This window comes from Streptococcus suis, from assembly GCF_029616525.1.
Taxonomy (GTDB): Bacteria; Bacillota; Bacilli; order Lactobacillales; family Streptococcaceae; genus Streptococcus; species Streptococcus suis_AF.
On the sequence record NZ_JANFME010000023.1, the window covers coordinates 1 to 20,075 of the forward strand.

Below are 20,075 nucleotides of genomic sequence, written 5' to 3' on the forward strand. Positions count from 1 at the left end.
CGATTCTCCCTCTGCTTATTAGCTAGTATTCCTATCTCTATTATACTACTTTACATATGAAAAAGCCGTTAGAAATATAATTCTAACGACTTTGTCTTCATTCTGAACTAGCTCAACCACCTGAGCTAGTTTTTGTTATCGAATCTTCTTAAAAATTGGGATAATTTTTCTAATCCTTTGATTAGAGTTTCTTGTTCACAGGCAAAACCTAGACGGACATAGCCGTCACGTTCAAACCGATTGCCAGGCACTAGAAGAACACCATGTTCTTGCAGAAGTTGCAAGCAAAAATCTTCCATGGGCATATCCACTGCAATCTTGACAAAGCTGGTAGAAACAACCGCTGGACGGATATAGGAAACGAGGGGTTCATTCTCAATCCATTGGTCCAAAATTGCTAAATTTTCTTCTAAAATGCCCCGATTTCGTTCTAGAATTTCTTGATAATGGGCCAAAGCTAATTGAGCCACCAGATCGTCAAAGACACCTGCACAAATCATAGTGTAATCCCGATAATCTCTCAGAATGTCCGTCACTTGATGATTGGCTGCCACCCAACCGACACGAATACCTGGCAGAGAATAGGTCTTGGATAAGCTATTTACAGCAATTCCTTTATCATAGACTTCTATAATAGATGGCACATCCAGCTCAGAAAAGGAACGATAGACTTCATCCGATAGGATGTAGGCTCCAACTTCACTAGCAATTTCCGCCAATTCTTCCAAATAAGCCCTATCCATGACAGCACCAGTTGGATTATTGGCATTATTGATGCAAATCATCTTAGTGTTAGGACGGATGAGCTGACGCAGTTTTTCCAAGTCTGGCAACCAGCTATTTTCCTCCTCAATCTGCCACAAATCCACTTCTGCTCCCAAAGACTTTGGAATATCGTAGAGTTGTTGGTAGGTCGGATAAAGGGAAATGACATGGTCTCCTGGCTCAATCAAACCATAAAGAACTAACAAGTTTGCCCCTGTTGCCCCGTTGGTCTGGAGAATTTGTTCTGGCTTGACGCCTGTATAGAGTTGACTAACCGATTTTTTAAATGCTGGCGAACCTTCTATCCAGCCATAATTGAGCTTGGTGCCCTGCAATTTCTTATAAAAATCCTCAGGATTGGTGCCCGACAAGGCGAACAATTCTTCTAAGGTTAAGGCAGAAATGGACACTCCTGCAATGTCATAGGTAGCGCTGGTTTCATGGACATTCAGCCACTCCTCAACGCCGAAACGTGGTAATTTCATAAGACTTCCTACTTTTATTTATTCTACCCTTATTGTACCATATTCTTTCAATAATTGTATAAATATGCAACATAACAAGTAAAGAATATTACTATTATTAAAAAACAGACAATCTCAAACGAGACTGCCTGCTCTGCTTTTTTCCCTTAAAACTTCCCTAAATTCGTCAAGTCTTTTTTGTCTGGTATGACTTCCTTGTTGTCCCAGTGCTCGACAATCTTTCCGTCTTTGAGGCGGTAGATGTCAAAGTGAGCGTAGTCCTGACCTGCAATCCAGACTTTCGAATAAGCCACCACATAGTCACCCTGTCCCATCACCTTAAAGACAAAGTCGTAGTTGACTTGACTCTCTACCAGATAGTCCTTATAGGCTACACCGCCTTGGGCGATTTCTTGGTTGTGCTGAATAAGATCAGCTGCCACATAGTCGTCAAATTTCTCGATTTTCCCATTTTGAAGGACATCGACCAAGAAACGACGGACGATTTTCTTGTTGTCCTCAGTCTTATCTAGGTCAGTCAGCTCAAAGTCTGCGTAAATCGGGTCTGTTTGGCCAATGGTTTTTGGATAGGCATCGATAACATCCCAATGCTCAACGATACAACCATTTTCATCCGAACGGAAAATGTCTGCCGTCACCCACTCAGCCGCACCGTCATTGAGTTTCTGGTGGACATGGACAAAGACAAAATTCCCGTCCTCAATGGCACGGACGATATTGATTTCCCGCTTGGGATTGCGTTTGAAAAAGTCCTCAAAGAAAGCCGCAAAGCCCTCTTTCTCATCAGGAACACCCGTACTGTGCTGAGTGTAAGTGGCTCCCATATAGTTTTCATGAACTTCCTTGATTTCGCCATCGCGAATGCCACGAAGGTAAAGATTTTTAGCATTTTCTAGTTGATTTGACATGATTTTCTCTTATTTTAACAATCCTTCTTGTTCTAAATATTCCCTCGCCACTTGCTCTGCCGACTTGCCTTCCACATCGACCGCATAGTTCATCCGCGTCATTTCCTCGGTCGAGATGTTGCCTGCCAAGACCCCTAGGGCTTGCTCCAACTCAGGGTATTTCTCTAGGGTTTCTTTGGACAATAGCGGAGCGGCCTGGTAGGGTGGGAAGAGCCGTTTGTCGTCTTCTAGGATTTTCAATTTGTAAGTGACTACCTTGCTGTCTGTAGAATATGCTTCGATAATCTGCACATTACCACTCTTAATAGCTTCATAACGAAGGGCTGGCTCCATGGTCTTGACATTGAGTTGGAGATTGTATAGATTTTTTAGACCGATATTACCATCTTCGCGATCGTTAAACTCTAATGAGAAGCCTGCAACAGCTGTCTGCTGCACTTTTGCCAAATCCGAAATCTTTTCAATCCCATTTTTCTGAGCATAATCTTCCGTTACAGCCAAAGCATAGGTATTCTGGAAAGCCATTGGTGCTAGGTAAAACAAGCCATCCTGCTCCAAAATCGCCTCTTTGGCATAAGTGTAAACCTCATCAGAATTAGTAGATAAATCCATTGATGAATTTTTCAAAAGAGTACTTGTAATGGTCCCTGTGTACTCAGGATAAATATCAATAGAACCTGATTTGAGTGCCTCATAAAGGAAGCTAGTCTTTCCGAAATTAGGTTTTATCTCCACCTTGATGTCTGTCCGGTCCTCAATCAACAACTTATACATATTGATGAGAATTTCAGGTTCTGCACCGAGCTTCCCTGCAATGACCAACTGCTTTGTGGAAAAGTTAAGCATGGGAACATAACTAGCTCCAACAGTAAATAAAGTCACCAATAGAGCCAATAAAATTGTCTTGGGTTTCTTGTCCTGCAACAGACGAATGCCATAACCAAAAAGTACAGCAAGGACAGCCGACGATACCGCACCAATCAAAATCAGGGCTGAATCATTGCGGTCAATTCCAAGTAGAATAAAGGAGCCCAGGCCCCCAGCTCCCACCAAGGCTGCCAGAGTCGCCGTTCCGATAATCATAATGGAAGCCGTCCGAATCCCTGACATCAAAATAGGCATGGCAAGAGCTAACTTAAATTTTTTCAACTTCTCCCATTTATTCATACCAAAAGCGGTTGCTGCTTCTTCCAGAGAAGGGTCGATTTCTCCAAGTCCTGTCAATGTCCCCTGCAAGATAGGAAAGATAGCATAAATAACAAGTGCTACTACTGCTGGCAAGGTTCCGATTCCCATAAAAGGAATGAAAAGACCAAGCAAAGCAAGGGATGGAATAGTTTGGAAGATACCTGTTATTTGCAGACTCCACTCGGTCAAGCGTTTTTTACTAGATAGAATCAGTCCCAAAGGTACTGCAATTGCAATCGCAATAATCAAAGCTAGAAGGGAGATGCGAAGGTGTTCAAAAAGAGCGATTCCCCACTCGTCCTTGCGTTCTATAAAGGTTTCAAATAGGTTCATTACATACCTCCTCGAGCTCTGATAAATTCCTTGACAAAATCATTGGCAGGATAATTCCTCAATTCATCAGGACTTCCTAATTGCACAACTTGTCCATCTTGCATGAGACAGATGCGATCCGCCAATTTAACCGCCTCATCCATATCATGGGTAACGAAAACCGTTGTCATCTTGAATTCCTCATGTAACTCCTTAATCAAGTCCTGCAACTGAGCCTTACTGATTGGGTCCAGAGCTGAGAAAGGTTCGTCCATGAGTAACACTTTCGGATTGGCAATGATGGCCCGCAAAATCCCGATTCGCTGTTTTTCTCCTCCAGACAAGTCCTTGGGCAAACGATCCAGATAGCTGTCTGGTTCCAAGCCAACCTTGGTCAAGAGCTCTCTCGTCCTCGTCAAGGTTTCTTCCTTGCCCAAACCTTTCATCTCAGGAATAAGAGCAATGTTTTCAGCTACCGTCATATTTGGAAAAAGGGCTATCTGCTGAAGAACATAACCTGTCTCCAAACGTAATTCACGCAGGTCGAAATCCTTAAGTCGCTTACCTTGAAAAAAAACCTCTCCCTCGGTCTGCTCAATTAGACGGTTAATCAATTTCAACGTAGTTGTCTTTCCGCTACCACTCGGTCCAATCAAGACAAAGAACTCCCCTTCTTGAATATCAAAGGTCAAATTTTTCAAGATTGGTCCGCTAACCTTACAGGTCAGAGATACATTTTGATAATCAATCATCATCTTCTCCTTTTAAAATAGCCATGAGACTCTGACTGTAGCGCTGAATTAATCCTAGCATAAGCTCCTGTTCCTCCTGACTGAGTTGAGACAGCGCCTTATTTTCCGCCTCCTCTAAGGGATCCAAAATGCGACTAGCAAATTGTTGCCCCTCCTCTGTCAATTTAATTTTCTTATGTCGCTTATCTGCTGGATTCTCCTCTAAAACTACCAGGCCTCCATCCAAAAATTTCTTTACAGTAGCATTGACAACTTGTTTGCTTGAATAGGTCTTCTTACTGACCCAGTTTTGCGTCACACCTCCGGGATTATAATAAATCCACATGAGAATGGATAAGCATTTTGCATTGAGTCCATGTCCACGAGCATAGTCTTCATAAAGACCGACTTGCTGGTCAAACATACGAGCATAATCCTTACTCCTTTTCTCAACTTCCATCATCCTTCCCCCTCCTCAGTGAGCACAACTACCTTACTAAAAGCCTCTGGTCTACTAGTGTTCAAAACAACAACAATTTTCACAACGACTTCCTCCTGTAATCATGTTAGTCAATATTTTTTACTATTTTACCAAAAAAAGAAAAATAGTCAATCATTTTGACTATTTTGAGACATCAACTACCTTATTATAGATTCCCGTCTTCATCCACTCAAACATATTGAATCCCTAAAATTATCTACTTTTAATTTACACAAAACAAATGATAATCAGATAACAAAACTAGCCTAGAAAATTCTAAGCTAGTTTCTTTTTATCATTCTCCTGTTACTGAGGCAGTTTCGCTTGCTACTTCCGAAACAGTTTCTGATACCACTTCAGATTGAACATCTTCGATATCAATTTCAATATCTTCAGACACCACCACAGCATCCTCAACATCTTCTTCTGTTAAATCCACTGTTGGAGCTTTAGCCGTCTTTGCTTTGATGGCTTCCAAGATGTCAGCCGTTGACAGGTTTTGCTCTGCAATTTTTTCCTTGATTTGTTCAAAGGTTTCGACAGATTTTTCCTTACCTGACTTGACCAAATCTTCTACTGTTAACTCGCCAGTTTCTAGTTGAGTTTTTACTTCGGTAAATCGTTCAGTCGCTTGTTTGCCTAAATCTTGTGCCTTAGTGACAAAATCAGCATTGATTTCTTCATGGTTTTCTTTATAGTCATTAGCAAAGTTTACAACTTTTTCTTTGACTGTTTTACCAGTTTTACTTGCTAGAAAAGCAGCTGCAGCAGCTCCGCCTGCTGCCCCTAACAAAAGGCTAGTCCACACGCTACTAGATTTTTTTACCATTTTTTTCTCCTTTCTTACCTAAGAGAGATGAGAGAGTTGACAGAGCTGAAAGAGCTCCGCCGGCTTTTACAGTACTTGCTCCAGCAGACTTGGCTTTGACCGTCAAATCACGCGCTGAAGCATTCAAATCAGATACAGAAGTGGACAAGTCCGCAACCGCAACGAAGAGGGGATCCAAGGTCGAAACCTTACCATTGACATCTTCGACTAAAACATTGGTTTTAGCCAAAAGCTCGTTGGTCTGATAGAGAGTCACATTGACATCGCTGGTCAAGACCTTAAGCGTTTGCTGGGCTTCATCCGTTACCGTACCCAATTTTTTCAACAACAAAACAATATATACTGCCACCGCCGCGATCGACAAGGCAATAATCAAGACAGAAATTTCAATAATCATATCTTCTCCTTTAGGGTTGATAGAATGGAATAGAAGACTTTCTTCTCCGCAACATAACCATGATAATACCAACGAGGATTAACACCCCAGATAGCCATTGGGAAACACGAATGCCCAAGAACATGAGGCTGTCCGTCCGCAAGCCTTCTATCAAAAGGCGACCACAACCATACCAGACTAGGTAGAAAGCTGCAATTTCTCCCTGTTTAAGGAATTTTGGCCGTCTACGTAACACACAAACCAAGCCAAAGCCTAGCAAATTCCAGAGAGACTCAAACAAGAAGGTTGGTTGACGGTAGGCACCATCAATATACATCTGGTCTCGGATAAAGGCTGGCAGGTAGTTCAAACTTTCTACTGCTTTACCATAGGCCTCTTGGTTAAAGAAATTTCCCCAACGACCGATTGCCTGAGCAATCATGACCGATGGCGCTACAATATCCAAAAAATCCAGGGTATTAATAAAGCGATACTGGGTAAAGAAATAAAGGACGATTGCACCTGTAATCAAACCACCATAGATGGCAATACCACCGTTCCAGATAGCGAAGATAGATAAAATGTTATCCTTATATTCACTCCATGAAAAGGCGACGTAGTAAATCCGTGCCCCTATGATAGAAAGCGGAAATGCGATTAGAATAAAATCTAAAATATCATCCTGGCGAATTTTCTTTCGCGGTCCCTCTTTTGTCGCCAGATAAACACCTAGAATCAGACCAAGCAAAATGCAGATTGCATACCAACGAATTTCTAAGGGACCTAATTTAATCGCAATAGGATCCATATTAAGCCTCTTCTCTATTGTGTTCAATTAGATTAGACAAGCGTTCTTCGAAGATCTTCGTTGCATCAAACCCCATCTGTTTGGCACGGTAGTTCATGGCTGCTGCTTCAATTACGACAGAAATATTTCGACCGGTTTTTACAGGAATACGTATTTGTGGAATAGCAATTCCTGCTATTTCGATAGTATCGCCTGAATTTCCCAAACGGTCAAATACCTTACCTGTTTCAAAATTTTCAAGATAGACAGCTAATTGCACTTCTGATGAATCTTTCACGGCACTAGCACCGTATAGACTCATGATATCGATAATGCCGACTCCTCGAATCTCTAATAAGTGTCGCAGAATTTCCGCAGGTTCACCCCAGAGAGTGACATCGTCTTTTGCATAGACATCAACACGGTCGTCAGCCACCAATCGGTGTCCTCGTTTAACCAACTCAAGACCAGTCTCACTCTTACCGATACCAGAATCACCCTGGATAAGCACACCCATTCCGTAAATGTCCATCAAGACACCGTGTACACTCGTCCGCTGAGCCAGGCGACTATCCAAGTAAGAAGACAATTCTCCCGATAGACGACTGGTTGCTGTCTTGCTGCGGCAGATAGCAATTTGTTTTTCTTTTGCAGCCTTGTACATCTCCTCAGGGATTTCCAAGCCACGTGCCACTATGACAACAGGGGTTTCTGGCTGGAACATCTGAGAAAGAACCTGATAGCGGTTATGGGCAGTCATGGCCATCAAATAAGACCACTCCTTCATCCCCATTAGCTGTATTCGTTCTGGAGCGTAGTAATCGAAATAACCTGTCATCTCCAATCCCGGTCGAGTTATATCTGCCGTTGTAATTTGCTTTTGTAGAAGCTCTTCCGTACTATAAGCACATTCAATTCGTAGATTTTCGACCAAATCTTTTACATAAACAGTCATCTCTACCCTCACTTTCATTTTTATCTTATTATACCATAAGCAAGGGGTTGTGGGAAAAACAAGGGGCTGATTTGGTAAAAAGAATGTGTTTCTCTCTTTTTCTCACAAAATTAGCAAAACTTCCACAGATTAAATGCACTTCTCTTCCTTCGCTACATATTTTTAACAAATCTGTTATACTTGATATAGTTCAATACTTACTACTAAGGAGAAAATCATGGAACCCTTGTTTCTCACACCTGTTATGCACGAAAAAATTTGGGGGGGCAATCGCCTAAGGACCAACTACCACTACGACATTCCTAGTGAAAAGACTGGGGAATGTTGGGCAATCTCTGCCCACCCAAACGGCGTAACAACTGTCTCAAACGGTCAATATAAAGGAAGAGGACTGGATGACCTCTATAAGAATGAAAAACATTTATTTGGCAATCCAACAGATGATGTCTTTCCATTGTTAACAAAAATCCTTGATGCAGACGATTGGCTTAGCGTCCAAGTCCATCCCGATGATAGCTATGGCTTAGCTCACGAAGGGGAACTGGGCAAGACAGAATGTTGGTACATTTTAGAAGCCGAAGACGGAGCTGAGATCATTTATGGTCACAATGCCCAATCCAAAGAAGAACTCCGTCAGCAAATCGAAGCCGGAGATTGGGACAAGCTGTTGACCCATGTACCCGTCAAAAAGGGTGATTTCTTCTTTGTACCAAGCGGCACCATGCACGCCATCGGTAAGGGAATCCTGATTTTAGAAACACAACAATCTAGTGATACAACTTACCGTGTCTATGACTTTGACCGCCGTGACGATGCAGGCAACCTCCGTGAACTACACATTGAGAAATCGATTGATGTACTGACCATCGGACCTGTTGCTAACTCAACACCTGCCCACCTCAAAGCAGGCAATCTTGACTCGACACTTCTGGTTGCCAATCCCTTCTTTACCGTATATAAATGGAATATCCAGCAAGAAATCAAAATGGAACAGACAGTTCCTTACCTGCTTGTTAGTGTCATTGAAGGGGAAGGTGCCATCCAAGTCGGTGAAACCAGCTACCCACTTCAAAAAGGAAGCCACTTTATCTTACCAGCCGATGTGACAGACTGGACTTTTACAGGCCAAATGAACATCATCGCAAGCCACACAAACTAAGCATACAAAAAACTTGAGCCTTTAAACTCAAGTTTTTTTGCATTATTCAAACCAAGACTTATTTATCTTTTCCGCTTCTTTTATCTTACGTGGACCTGTTCCATAGCGTTCCGCGTCCCTATCTTCCTTATATGGTAAAAAATAAGCTGCTGCAATATAGAGAGCAATCAGAAGGAGGAAGGATTTTCCTAAGAGGAGACCTGCAATAAATATAGCGCGTGTTACCCAGGATTCCCAGCCCAATTTATGCGCTATGCCGGCAAGAACCCCAGATACTATCTTCCCCTGCCTTACTTTATACAATTCAATTGACATCTTTTATTCCTTTCACGTAAAAGCCCCCTTGACCTGTTTGTACCTTCAAGAAAAGTAAATCATTGCCAGATTTTTCAAACTGATAGGGACTGTTTTTCTTTTTCCGGTTAACCAAGACATGGCCTGATTGCGACTCAATCTGCCCCCGAATTCCCTGGCCTTTGCCAGTTTGTAAAGTCAAGGGAGCCTGAGCTAGTTGCACATACAAGTGTTGGGGATAACCACCGCAAGTCGTCAAGCGAATATCCTGTTGTTTTTTATCCCTTGAACTGCGGATAGAAATATCTTCAAATGGTAAGTAATCCAAGCGAGCATCCGCCTGACCAAGTTCCAAATCCAGCACTGACATCCATTCCTGAGGCAAGTTGATTGTCAAACAACAGGCCAAGCTACTGTGAAAATAAAGCCCATTTTTTTCAACATAAAGACGAGGAAGCTTATCTTCTGGTGCATCTTGATTGTAGCAAATCTCCACACTAATCTGATTATTTTTAGACTTAGCCAAAGTTAGACGTCCCTCAGATAATTTTAAAAAGAGTGATTCAATCCCTTCAAAACTATAGGATTGTTTCAATTTGGAGGAAGCAAAGACCTTAAAACTTGGCAAGGTAAAATTCAATTTTACTTTTTCTTCCACAAAAAGAAAGTCTGGTTCTTGATTCATTTCCTTAAAACAGGCACGCGCCTCTTCCTTAGTCAAGACACCTTTTTCATATAACTCAATTAAGCGTTCTTCTCTCTTTTGCGTCATAGACTCACCTCAATTCTACTCTAGTATATCACATTTCTCCACAAAAAAATCAGCCCGAAGACTGATTCTCTATTCTTTCAAAGTAAGTTTGCCCCTACACTTCCCACATCGGTATTTTTTTAGGTCAATGCGGCGCTTGCGCTGGTAGACTTGCCCACAGGACTGACAGCTGTAAATCAGACTAGGCTTAGCAGCTTGTTCCAGTTTAGGAGCATAGCGCAGGCCGTCCACCGCAGCCAGCAATTCTTTAAAATCCCTGTCTCCGTGCCGATAGCCTTTCTTCTCAAAGTAGAGATGGTAGTGGCAGAGCTCGTGACGGACAATCTTCCGAAAGACTTCTAAACCTTGCTCCTCCAAGTGCTTGGGATTGAAATCCAAATGCCCATCCCTTGGAAAAAAGCGACCACCCGTTGAGCGTAATCGCCTGTTCCAGATTGCTACATGCCGAAATTCCTTACCGAAGTCTTGCAAGGAGACTTCTTGCACATACTTATTCAGATCCATTTGGTTTCAAAAGGCTAAGACCGATACGATTTCGTTTGATATCCACTTCAACCACCCAGACGGTTACGATTTCCCCAACAGCGAGGACTTCGCTAGGATGCGGTAAGGCTTGTTGGCGTCCATTCTTATCTCGTTTGCGTTTGACCATGCGTGAAATGTGGACCAGACCATCCTCGTGGACACCGATGTCCACAAAGGCTCCAAAGTCCACAATATTGCGGACCGTACCTTGCAATTCCTGTCCGACTACCAAGTCCTTGACATCCAAGACATCCTGACGGAGGACTGGTGCTTCAAAGTCATCCCGTAAATCACGACCTGGCTTGAGCAAGTCTGCGATGATGTCCTTCAAGGTTTCCTGACCAACACCGATTTTTTCTGCCGTATCCGCGATAGCTACCTGCTTTAATTTTTCCTGCGCAGCCTCATCTAAGTGGTCAATAGCTAGAAGTTCTAACAGGTTTTCCACAGCCTTGTAAGACTCGGGGTGCACGCCAGTATTGTCCAAAAAGTTAGTCGCATCTGGGATGCGTAAGAAACCAGCTGCCTGCTCAAAGGCCTTGTCACCCAGACGAGGCACCTTTTTGAGCTGCTGACGAGAGGTCAGAGCACCATTTTCCTCGCGGTACTTGACGATGTTCTCCGAAATGGTCTTGTTAAGACCAGCAACGTGAGCCAAAAGGGCAGGACTGGCCGTATTGACATTGACACCGACCTGGTTGACCACCGTATCGACCAAAAAATCCAGACTTTCAGACAGAGACTTCTGGTTGACATCGTGCTGGTACTGGCCGACACCGATGGACTTAGGATCGATTTTGACCAGCTCAGCCAGAGGGTCTTGCAGACGGCGGGCGATGGAAATGGCAGAGCGTTTTTCCACAGGTAGGTCTGGAAACTCATATCTGGCCAGTTCAGAAGCTGAGTAGACAGAAGCTCCGCTTTCATTGACGATGACGTAAGAAACATCAGGGAAGTCCTTGAGTAAATCAGCTACGAAGGCTTCAGATTCACGGCTGGCCGTTCCATTTCCGATAGCAATGATTTCCACTTGGTATTGCCCAATCAGGTCTGCCAAGTCTTTTTTTGCCTGAGCAATTTGTCGCTGACCAGCCGGCTCAACTGGATAGATGACTTGTGTAGTCAAAAGTTTTCCAGTCTGATCTACCACTGCTAGCTTGGCCCCTGTTCGAAAGGCAGGGTCAAAACCAAGGACAATCTTGCCTTTGAGGGGAGATACAAGGAGCAGATTTCGTAGGTTTTTAGAGAAGAGCTGGATAGCTCCTTCTTCTGCTTCTTCCGTCAATTCTGTCCGAATACGGCGCTCCATGGCAGGTAGAATTTTCTTCTTAATAGCCTGCTGGATCACATCATTGATATAGCTATTAGTCTGTGAAAAACGTAGCTCAAAGAAACGAACCATTTTATCCACATTGTGTTCAAAAGTAACCTTTAGAACACCTAATTTCTCACCGCGGTTAATAGCCAAGGTCTTGTAGCCTTGCATCTTCGCCACTTTCTCAGAAAAATCATAGTAAATCTGAAAGACTTCTTTTTCATCTGCTTCTTGATCTTTTAGCTCTGAAGTCAGGCTTGAATTGGTCTGTACTTCATGGTAAACCCAGGCCCGAAGTTTGTTGTCTTCTGAGATAGCTTCGACCAAAATATCCACAGCCCCAGCCAAACAAGCCTGAGCAGTATCAAAACCTTCACAGATGAAACTAGCAGCCTGTTCTTCCAAGTCAGCCACATTCTGCAAAATTAGACGAGCCAGCGGGAACAGTCCAGCCTCACGCGCCACCGTTGCCTTGGTCCGACGTTTTTCCTTATAAGGCAGGTAGAGTTCTTCCACATCTGCCAACTTTTCCGCTTCCTCGATAGCCTGACGGAGCTGGTCTGTCAATTTGCCTTGTTCTTCAATCTTGGCAAGGACAGTAGCCTTACGGTCAGCAAGAGCAGTCAAGGCCTTATCCCGATCAATGATAGACTTGATGACCACCTCGTCCAAGTTCCCCGTCACATCCTTCCGATAACGAGCAATAAAGGGAATGGTGTTGCCTTCAGCCGTCAAAGAGAGAACTGTATCAATCTGTTTTAAACTAACGCCCAACTCCTGAGCAATTTTCAAATATTTTTCTTCCATAGCTACTATTATAGCATGAAAGCGGTACAAATGACTCAATAGAAAAAGCACGTAGATAAACTACATGCTCTCAATAGCTAATTAAAATTCAGCCTGATCCGGGTCAAGTCGACCTTTTACTCCTTCTAGTTTATCCAACTTTGCAACTGCTGTCGGACTAATAGCCAAGCCATCAATTTCCAAATTCGCCTTAATATTTTCTGGACTAGTTGATTTCGGGAGAGGGAGAAAGCCTTTATCTAAAGACCAAGCCAACGCTAACTGAGCAACACTACAACCAGCTTCTTTGGCCAAATCGGCTGCCTCTTGGCTTTGGAAAAGGCTTCCTGTACCAAATGGGCTATAGGCCTCCAAGAGAATCCCTTTGGCTTTGCAGTAAGCAACTAATTCTGACTGAGGAGTTCCTGGAGCTAACATAATCTGATTAGCCATCGGGATAATCTCAGCCGTTTCCAGCAAAGCTTCTAGATGGTGTTCCATAAAGTTAGAAACTCCAATTACTTTCACTTTTCCAGCACGATAGAGCTCTTCTAATGCCTTCCAAACCTGGGCATTGCGTTCCTTCCAGCCAATGCTGTCGCGAATAGCCTTTGGATTTGGCCAATGGATTAGTAACAAATCCAGATAATCCACCTGAAGTTTTTGCATGGATTCTTCTACTGAAGCAAGGGTATCTTCATAACCAATCTTGTCATTCCAAACCTTAGTTGTTAAAAAAATATCCTCACGAGCTAGACCACTATCAGCTATAGCTCGACCAACACTAGCTTCATTGCCATAAATTTGAGCAGTATCAATATGGCGATAACCAGCTTCCAATGCATAAGAAACCGCACCGTACGCCACTTCACCATCGGGTATCTGCCAAGTTCCAAAACCAATTTTAGGAACAGTTACACCATTTGAAAACGTATATCTTGTCATAAAAGACCTCCTATTTCTTCTATCCCCAGTATAAACTAAATTGTCAATCAATACAAAATAATGCGACCTAAAAATAAAAGACACCCGAAAGTGTCTGCTCACATTTATTGTATACTTACTTTTCAAAATTTATTTTCTTGGATAGTTTATCGATAACAACAGCTCCAACTAATAGAGAAAGCAATTCTCCTGCTGCTGTTGTCAACCAAGTTAGAAAGAATGGTAAATCATATAAGACTTTTAATTCTAAAGCAATGGTAAACATAGTTGCCGCAAAAAAGAATGAGAAATAAAAGAAAGCCTTGTTAAATAATCCACCGAATAGATAGTCCTTCTTGTATTTTTCAAACAGGATAACTCCCAACGTAACGAAGATTAATGTCGAGAATCCACCCACAAAGAGGTCAATCACGCCAAAACCAATCAAGTTGGAAATCATGCAACCAATGGTCACAGCGATAATATACTTACGATTATAAAAAGCCAAGAAATTGAGCATTTCAGACAAACGAAACTGAACAGCACCGAAGGAAATAGCATTCAATGGCGGTGTCAAGGTAAGAGCGACATAAATCGCCGCAACAAGAGCAATTTCTGCCATATCTCTGGCAGTCCATTTAGATGTATTCATAAAATTCTCCTTTAGCAAAAAAGCTTAAAATATGCTTGGGTAAAGTGAGCAAGCCCCAAGGGTCATTGAATTTGTCAACAACGTTGATTAGTATAGCATATTTTTGCTAAAAATGATAGACTAGTCCTATGAAAAAACTATTTTATCAACTCATCAATAACGAAGTTATTCTCTATTTGATTGCAGGTGTGGCAGCAACCCTTGTCTATATGGTCACTCGAATGGGGCTCTTTCTGTTCATCCCATCCATTCTGCTAGTAACTCTTTTAGCCAATGCAGTAGCTATCCTCTTTGCCTTTTGGACCAACGACCGTTTTGTTTTCAAACAAGCCAGAGAGGGTTGGCCTCAGCGATTGGTCAAGTTTGTATCTGCCCGCATCGCGACCTTGGTCATGGATATGGCTCTAGCCTATTTATTAGTACAAGCTTACCCACAATTGATTGGGCAGTTTGTCAACCATGATTTGACACTTGTCAACGCCATCGCCACACTCTTCTCACAAGTCTTGGTCATTGTGGTCAACTATTTCTTGAGCAAACTCTTTATCTTTAAAAATACGAAATGAGGCTCCAACGGAACCTCATTTTTATATATAGCTTGATTTTCCTGCTTCATTCTTTATCTATCGCTGTAAATCTTTCCTTTAGCCTATTCAAGATAGAAACAATATCCCCATCTCTAGCATGAAACTCTTCTACCTGCATACTTTGAACCGTAGCATTAATCATTGCACCAATGATGAGTACCTGAGCCATAAAAATGAACCAAAGCATAAAAACAAGAAAGACGACAGCTGTTACTATTCTAAAATCCAGCAACTTATTAGCATAATTATCAACATAAATCGAAAATAACTTTCCAATAGAAGTCATCGTCAACAGAACAAACAACGTTCCTGGAAAAACATATCGAACTTTTTTTATCCGAACATTTGGCAAAAAGAAATAAAGCATAACCAAGGCGGCAAACAAAGCCATTAAACCTACTAACTGTGTTTGACTAAGAAGTCCCTTCAGCCAGGCGTCTTCAATAGGAACCAGCTTATTAATATAAGAAAAAACTGCCTGCCCGAAAGTCAAAAGCGTAATACTTAAGAGGATAATTACCTGCAGACCAATTCCTAAAAATATGCCAATCAAGTGCCCAATAATAAAATCACGGTGTTCATTGATGCCATAAGCCTTATTAAAGGCCTTCTGCAAAATAGTCATACTACGTGACAGGGTCCAAAGAGTGGTCAGAATTGAAATCCCTAACCATGATGACGACGGCTTTGTTAATACAGAAGTAATAAAAGATGAAACCGAAGGATAGAGCTTGTCTGGCACAAATTCAGCTACAACCGATAAAATCATATCCACATCAAATGGATAATATGGCAGTAAATTCGCAAGAGTTAAAAGAATAGGGAAAATAGAAATTAACAAATAGTAAGCTACTGCAACACTTGTTACATCGCTATCAGCAGAACGATAAAAAGAAAAGAAGGTTGAGCAGAATGTTTTCAAACCTTCAACTATTCTGGTTTTCTTCATTCTCTCCTCCTTCCTCATTCATCTATTATTCACGACCACATCGAGAATTAATAGGTCCCTTCTTCACCTTGACTGGTCAAAATAACTGGTCCATCTTTGGTGATGACAAATTGGTGTTCGTATTGACAAGACAAACCACCATCAAGTGTCTTATGAGCCCAACCAGTCTTCATATCCGTATCGATTTCCCAAGTCCCTGTGTTTATCATTGGCTCGATAGTCAAAACCATGCCCTCACGTAAACGGAGTCCACGACCTTTAGTTCCATAATGAGGAACCATCGGTTCTTCGTGGAAGGTTGGTCCAACGCCGTGCCCTACCAAGTCACGAACAACACCGTAGCCAAGACCTTCTGCATATTCTTGAATGGCTGCACCAATATCACCGATACGATTACCAACAACGGCTTGCTCGATACCGCGATACAAACATTCCTTAGTCACGTCCATCAAGTTTTGAACTTCCTCAGAGACCTGACCAACCGCATAAGCCCAGCAGGAATCCGCACAACCACCACGATAGGTCTGGGTGATTTTCTTCATAGCCTTGACATCATTAAAGTTGAGCTTAGAAACATCAACTACCGCTTTATCCAAAGGCTCGCTCAAAACCATATCGACCTTCAGTAAATCACCTTCTTTAAGTTTGTAATGACGCGGAAAAGCATGAGCGACCTCGTCATTCAATCCACAACAAGTCGCATAAGGATAATCCATCAATTCTCCATCAACACCAATTTGGAGTGGCAAAACATTCTTTTCCTTACACGTTTTACGGACATATTCCTCTACTTCCCACATGTCCACACCTGGCTTGATAATCTCTCGCAAACCAATATGAATACCAGCCAGAACATCTCCAGCACGGTTCATTGCATCAATTTCTCGTTGTGATTTAATGGTAATCATTCATTCTCCTCATACATTTCTAAACTAAATTCAGCCCTCTTCAAGCTAAATTTTAGATAATTTCTTGTTTTATGGCTATAGCGGTCACTTCCGCGATACTGCGCAACCTGTACCAAACCAGCTTTTTTCGCCACCATCTGACTGGCCACATTTTCCTCATGGGTGATGATAGTTATTTCTTTAAGACCAATTTCATAAAAAGCTAGATACACTAAAGTCCTCACTGCTTCCGTCATTAAGCCTCTTCTCCAGTAGTCTTTTTTTAGGAAATAGCTGAGCTCCGCAGAAAGTTGACGTTCATCTACCTTTTCAAAGCAAAGCGCACCAATCATCCTCTCCGAATACTTATCAACTAAAGCCCAGTTTCCCAATGGTGAACGCATAAATTTTTCAACCATTGTCGAAAAAGCAATATTTCTGTCCTCCAAAGCTGGAAAGATAAAAGGAAGATTTTCGGGATTTGATACAATTTCATAGAAACTTTCTCCATCTTCAAAAGAAAATGGTCGTAAATACAAACGGTCCGTTTCAAAGTAAGCAAACTTCGCTAGTCTTGTCCAAAGTGTCATAGTGTACCCAAGGGGCTGAGAATTACTCCCAGCCCCAGATTGTTTTGTTTTTAAATCGTTTACGTTTTGAGAAAGTAGTTCTCAATTAGACTCTCTAGTCCTCAATCAATTGAATATCTGCACCTAATTCTGTCAGCTTATCAATAATATTTGAGTAACCACGTAGAATAAACTCAATGTTTGTAATTTCTGTACGCCCTTGGGCCATTAAACCAGCAATAACCATTGCGGCTCCCGCACGCAAATCAGTAGCTTTAACAGATGTACCAGTCAGTTGATTTGGACCTTCAAAGGCAATATGGTTGTTACGAGTAGAGATTTTTGCTCCAAGATTAGCAAGCTCCTGCACATGACCAACACGTTTTTCATAAATCGTATCAACAATCGTACCAGTCCCTTCTGCCTTAAGCAATAAAGGTGTAATGGGTTGCTGCAAGTCTGTCGCAAAACCTGGATAAGGTGAAGTTTTCACACTTACCGCCTTCAATTTCTCTTGCTTTTCAACAAAAATACTATCTTCAGAAATGGTCATGCGAACACCCATTTCTTCCAACTTAGCGATGTAACTCTCTAAGTGTTCATAAAGGACATTATCGATACGAATACCTTCACCAACAGCAGCAGCAAGGGCAATATAAGTCCCTGCTTCAATACGGTCTGGAATCACCTGATGACGTGTTCCTTTTAGACTATCTACGCCTTCAATGGTGATAATATCTGTACCCGCACCACGGATACGTGCCCCCATATTATTAAGCAAAGTTGCCACATCAATAATTTCAGGTTCACGCGCCGCATTTTCAATAACTGTACGGCCTTCTGCTTTGACAGCTGCTAAGATAGTATTAATTGTCGCACCGACGCTGACAACATCCATGAAGATATGTGCCCCTTGAATACGCTGACCATTAGTTGCCAAGCGCATATAGTCACCTTCATAGGTTGTCTCAGCTCCCATTGCCGCGAATGCTTTCAAGTGCAAATCAATCGGACGCGGTCCCAAATCACAACCACCTGGCAAGCCAACAACAGCTTGACCAAAGCGACCAAGGAGGGAACCGTAAAAATAGTAGGATGCACGCAAGCTATTAATTTTGCCAAATGGCATAGGCATGTCTTTTACACCACGAGGGTCAATCTCCAAGGTTTCACCATCACGCTTGACCGTCGCGCCCATTGTTTCCATAATATCAACTAAGCTATCTACATCCGAGATTGCAGGTACTCCGTCCAGAGTAACAATCCCGTCTGCAAGAATAATGGCCGGAATAAGAGCAACAACTGAGTTTTTTGCACCACTAACGGTAACCGACCCTTTCAGTGTTTTTCCACCATTAATTACAATTTTTCTCATACTAACATTCACTTTCTTAATTTGCCTAAAAAGGCATACGTTTCATTCTACCACAAGAGCTGGTAAAAAGCTAGTTATTTGATAGGCAAAAAAACAGGAGCAATTCTGTCTCCTGTTTAGTAAATAATACTAGTTTGTATTTAGTAGTACTGCTTGCAAAGCTTCTACCTTATCCAATTTCTCCCATGGGAGATCAATATCGGTACGTCCCATGTGTCCATAGGCTGCAGTTTGCTTGTAAATCGGACGTTTGAGATCCAACATTTGAATAATACCAGCTGGGCGTAAATCGAAAATCTGACGAACAGCTGCTTCTAGTTTGCTTTCCGCTACTGTGCTCGTACCAAAGGTATCGATGCGAACTGAAACTGGGTGAGCAACACCGATAGCGTAAGCCAATTGAACTTCCGCCTTTTTAGCCAAACCAGCTGCGACGATATTTTTTGCGATGTAGCGTGCCGCATAAGATGCAGAACGGTCCACTTTGGTCGCATCCTTACCAGAGAAGGCACCGCCACCATGACGAGAATAACCACCATAGGTATCAACGATAATCTTACGGCCTGTCAAACCAGAGTCACCTTGAGGTCCGCCAATGACAAAGCGACCAGTTGGGTTGATAAAGTAGTTGGTTTGGTCATCCAGATAATGAGCTGGAATGATGTCCTTGATCACACGTTCAATGACATCCTGACGAATTTGCTCCTGGCTAACTTCTGGATCATGCTGGGTCGAAATAACGACTGTATCCACACGAACAGGTCGGTTGTCTTCATCGTATTCAACTGTTACCTGTGACTTAGCATCTGGACGGAGATAAGCAATTTCACCAGATTTTCTCAACTCGGCCAAACGACGCACCAATTTGTGACTAAGTGAAATTGGCAACGGCATAAGTTCAGGCGTTTCATCTACTGCAAAACCAAACATGAGCCCCTGGTCACCTGCACCAATCAAATCCAATGGATCTTGACTAGCATCTTGACGAGTTTCCAAGGCTTCATTGACACCTTGAGCAATATCTGGCGATTGCTCTACAAGTGACGGATGAACCCCAACCGACTCAGCTGAAAAACCATACTCACCTTTTGTATAGCCAATCTCCGCAATCGTATCCCGTACCACACGGTTAATATCCACATAGGCAGTGGTTGAAATCTCTCCAAACACATGAACACTACCTGTATAAACAGCTGTCTCTGCCGCTACGTGCGCATCTGGATCCTCTGCTAAAATAGCGTCCAAAATGGCATCTGAAATCTGGTCTGCAATCTTATCCGGATGACCCTCCGAAACAGATTCAGACGTAAACAACTTACGTTCTGACATAAAAATGTCCCCCTTAAAATAGAATATATGCTAGAAACCTAGCGGGTTACTAAGGTTACAAAGAACTAGTCGAAGACTAGTTCTTTGCGAAAGACACCTGTCTTAAGCAAAGGAAAATTTCCAGATACCCAACGA

The 20,075-nt window shown here is 42.4% G+C and carries 22 protein-coding genes and 1 riboswitch; of the genes, 2 read left to right on the forward strand and 20 right to left on the reverse strand.

The window, feature by feature from the left end; translation table 11 throughout:
* Positions 1 to 125 precede the first annotated feature (125 nt).
* The 9 genes from NOL38_RS08650 to hprK all read right to left on the reverse strand — a co-directional run bounded on the left by NOL38_RS08650 (position 126) and on the right by hprK (position 7,817).
* Positions 126 to 1,250, reverse strand: a complete 1,125-nt coding sequence (locus tag NOL38_RS08650) for an aminotransferase (RefSeq protein ID WP_105120008.1) — start codon at positions 1,248 to 1,250, stop codon at positions 126 to 128.
* Between the two features lie 146 nt (positions 1,251 to 1,396).
* A complete protein-coding gene (locus NOL38_RS08655) occupies positions 1,397 to 2,158 on the reverse strand; it encodes a nuclear transport factor 2 family protein (protein WP_105120009.1) in 762 nt (253 codons plus the stop codon).
* Between the two features lie 9 nt (positions 2,159 to 2,167).
* Positions 2,168 to 3,679, reverse strand: a complete 1,512-nt coding sequence (locus tag NOL38_RS08660) for an ABC transporter permease/substrate-binding protein (RefSeq protein ID WP_105120010.1) — start codon at positions 3,677 to 3,679, stop codon at positions 2,168 to 2,170.
* The gene (locus tag NOL38_RS08665) at positions 3,679 to 4,410 is read right to left on the reverse strand and encodes an ATP-binding cassette domain-containing protein (protein WP_024395014.1); all 732 of its coding nucleotides are present in this window, start codon (positions 4,408 to 4,410) and stop codon (positions 3,679 to 3,681) included. The genes NOL38_RS08660 and NOL38_RS08665 overlap by 1 nt, the downstream gene beginning before the upstream one ends.
* Positions 4,403 to 4,852 (reverse strand): MarR family winged helix-turn-helix transcriptional regulator, encoded by a 450-nt coding sequence (locus tag NOL38_RS08670; RefSeq protein WP_002936751.1) that lies wholly within the window; start codon positions 4,850 to 4,852, stop codon positions 4,403 to 4,405. The genes NOL38_RS08665 and NOL38_RS08670 overlap by 8 nt, the downstream gene beginning before the upstream one ends.
* Positions 4,853 to 5,165: 313 nt before the next feature.
* On the reverse strand, positions 5,166 to 5,699 hold the full coding sequence (locus tag NOL38_RS08675; RefSeq protein WP_277941924.1) for a YtxH domain-containing protein: 534 nt from the start codon (positions 5,697 to 5,699) through the stop codon (positions 5,166 to 5,168).
* A complete protein-coding gene (locus tag NOL38_RS08680; protein ID WP_024376744.1) occupies positions 5,683 to 6,093 on the reverse strand; it encodes a DUF948 domain-containing protein in 411 nt (136 codons plus the stop codon). Before NOL38_RS08680 ends, NOL38_RS08675 begins: the two co-directional genes overlap by 17 nt.
* 13 nt (positions 6,094 to 6,106) lie before the next feature.
* The gene (gene lgt, locus NOL38_RS08685) at positions 6,107 to 6,883 is read right to left on the reverse strand and encodes a prolipoprotein diacylglyceryl transferase (protein WP_277941925.1); all 777 of its coding nucleotides are present in this window, start codon (positions 6,881 to 6,883) and stop codon (positions 6,107 to 6,109) included.
* A 1-nt stretch (position 6,884) separates the two neighbouring features.
* Positions 6,885 to 7,817, reverse strand: coding sequence for an HPr(Ser) kinase/phosphatase (gene hprK / locus NOL38_RS08690; RefSeq protein ID WP_024379892.1), 933 nt, complete (start codon positions 7,815 to 7,817; stop codon positions 6,885 to 6,887).
* A 217-nt stretch (positions 7,818 to 8,034) separates the two neighbouring features.
* On the opposite strand from hprK, the gene manA reads away from it, so the two are divergent.
* The gene (gene manA, locus NOL38_RS08695; RefSeq protein ID WP_044693607.1) at positions 8,035 to 8,976 is read left to right on the forward strand and encodes a mannose-6-phosphate isomerase, class I; all 942 of its coding nucleotides are present in this window, start codon (positions 8,035 to 8,037) and stop codon (positions 8,974 to 8,976) included.
* A gap of 42 nt (positions 8,977 to 9,018) precedes the next feature.
* On the opposite strand, the gene NOL38_RS08700 is transcribed toward manA, so the two are convergent.
* The 6 genes from NOL38_RS08700 to NOL38_RS08725 form a co-directional block, all read right to left on the reverse strand.
* A complete protein-coding gene (locus NOL38_RS08700; protein WP_002936774.1) occupies positions 9,019 to 9,291 on the reverse strand; it encodes a PspC domain-containing protein in 273 nt (90 codons plus the stop codon).
* Positions 9,281 to 10,042: a hypothetical protein gene (locus NOL38_RS08705; RefSeq protein ID WP_277941926.1), complete on the reverse strand. Its 762-nt coding sequence runs from the start codon at positions 10,040 to 10,042 to the stop codon at positions 9,281 to 9,283. Before NOL38_RS08705 ends, NOL38_RS08700 begins: the two co-directional genes overlap by 11 nt.
* Before the next feature lie 69 nt (positions 10,043 to 10,111).
* Positions 10,112 to 10,546, reverse strand: coding sequence for a SprT family protein (locus NOL38_RS08710; protein WP_105157352.1), 435 nt, complete (start codon positions 10,544 to 10,546; stop codon positions 10,112 to 10,114).
* Entirely contained in the window at positions 10,533 to 12,689 is a 2,157-nt protein-coding gene (locus NOL38_RS08715) for a Tex family protein (RefSeq protein ID WP_277941927.1), read from the reverse strand. Before NOL38_RS08715 ends, NOL38_RS08710 begins: the two co-directional genes overlap by 14 nt.
* A gap of 81 nt (positions 12,690 to 12,770) precedes the next feature.
* On the reverse strand, positions 12,771 to 13,613 hold the full coding sequence (locus tag NOL38_RS08720; protein WP_014637109.1) for an aldo/keto reductase: 843 nt from the start codon (positions 13,611 to 13,613) through the stop codon (positions 12,771 to 12,773).
* A gap of 115 nt (positions 13,614 to 13,728) precedes the next feature.
* Positions 13,729 to 14,244: a QueT transporter family protein gene (locus NOL38_RS08725; protein ID WP_012027540.1), complete on the reverse strand. Its 516-nt coding sequence runs from the start codon at positions 14,242 to 14,244 to the stop codon at positions 13,729 to 13,731.
* A riboswitch (PreQ1 riboswitch) is annotated at positions 14,242 to 14,344 on the reverse strand. Its footprint overlaps the gene before it by 3 nt.
* A 28-nt stretch (positions 14,345 to 14,372) precedes the next feature.
* On the opposite strand from NOL38_RS08725, the gene NOL38_RS08730 reads away from it, so the two are divergent.
* Entirely contained in the window at positions 14,373 to 14,810 is a 438-nt protein-coding gene (locus NOL38_RS08730; protein WP_277941928.1) for a GtrA family protein, read from the forward strand.
* Between the two features lie 46 nt (positions 14,811 to 14,856).
* Here NOL38_RS08730 and NOL38_RS08735 read toward each other — a convergent pair whose 3' ends face one another.
* From NOL38_RS08735 to metK, 5 genes are all read right to left on the reverse strand, one after another.
* Positions 14,857 to 15,780, reverse strand: a complete 924-nt coding sequence (locus NOL38_RS08735; protein WP_024389114.1) for a YihY/virulence factor BrkB family protein — start codon at positions 15,778 to 15,780, stop codon at positions 14,857 to 14,859.
* Between the two features lie 47 nt (positions 15,781 to 15,827).
* Entirely contained in the window at positions 15,828 to 16,688 is an 861-nt protein-coding gene (locus tag NOL38_RS08740) for a methionyl aminopeptidase (RefSeq protein ID WP_002936813.1), read from the reverse strand.
* Positions 16,685 to 17,257 carry a GNAT family N-acetyltransferase gene (locus NOL38_RS08745; RefSeq protein ID WP_044768829.1) on the reverse strand — a complete coding sequence of 191 codons (573 nt, stop codon included), beginning with the start codon at positions 17,255 to 17,257 and terminating at the stop codon, positions 16,685 to 16,687. Before NOL38_RS08745 ends, NOL38_RS08740 begins: the two co-directional genes overlap by 4 nt.
* Before the next feature lie 94 nt (positions 17,258 to 17,351).
* Positions 17,352 to 18,611, reverse strand: a complete 1,260-nt coding sequence (murA, locus tag NOL38_RS08750; protein WP_012775282.1) for a UDP-N-acetylglucosamine 1-carboxyvinyltransferase — start codon at positions 18,609 to 18,611, stop codon at positions 17,352 to 17,354.
* A 129-nt stretch (positions 18,612 to 18,740) separates the two neighbouring features.
* Positions 18,741 to 19,940 (reverse strand): methionine adenosyltransferase, encoded by a 1,200-nt coding sequence (gene metK, locus NOL38_RS08755; protein ID WP_277941929.1) that lies wholly within the window; start codon positions 19,938 to 19,940, stop codon positions 18,741 to 18,743.
* Positions 19,941 to 20,075 lie beyond the last annotated feature (135 nt).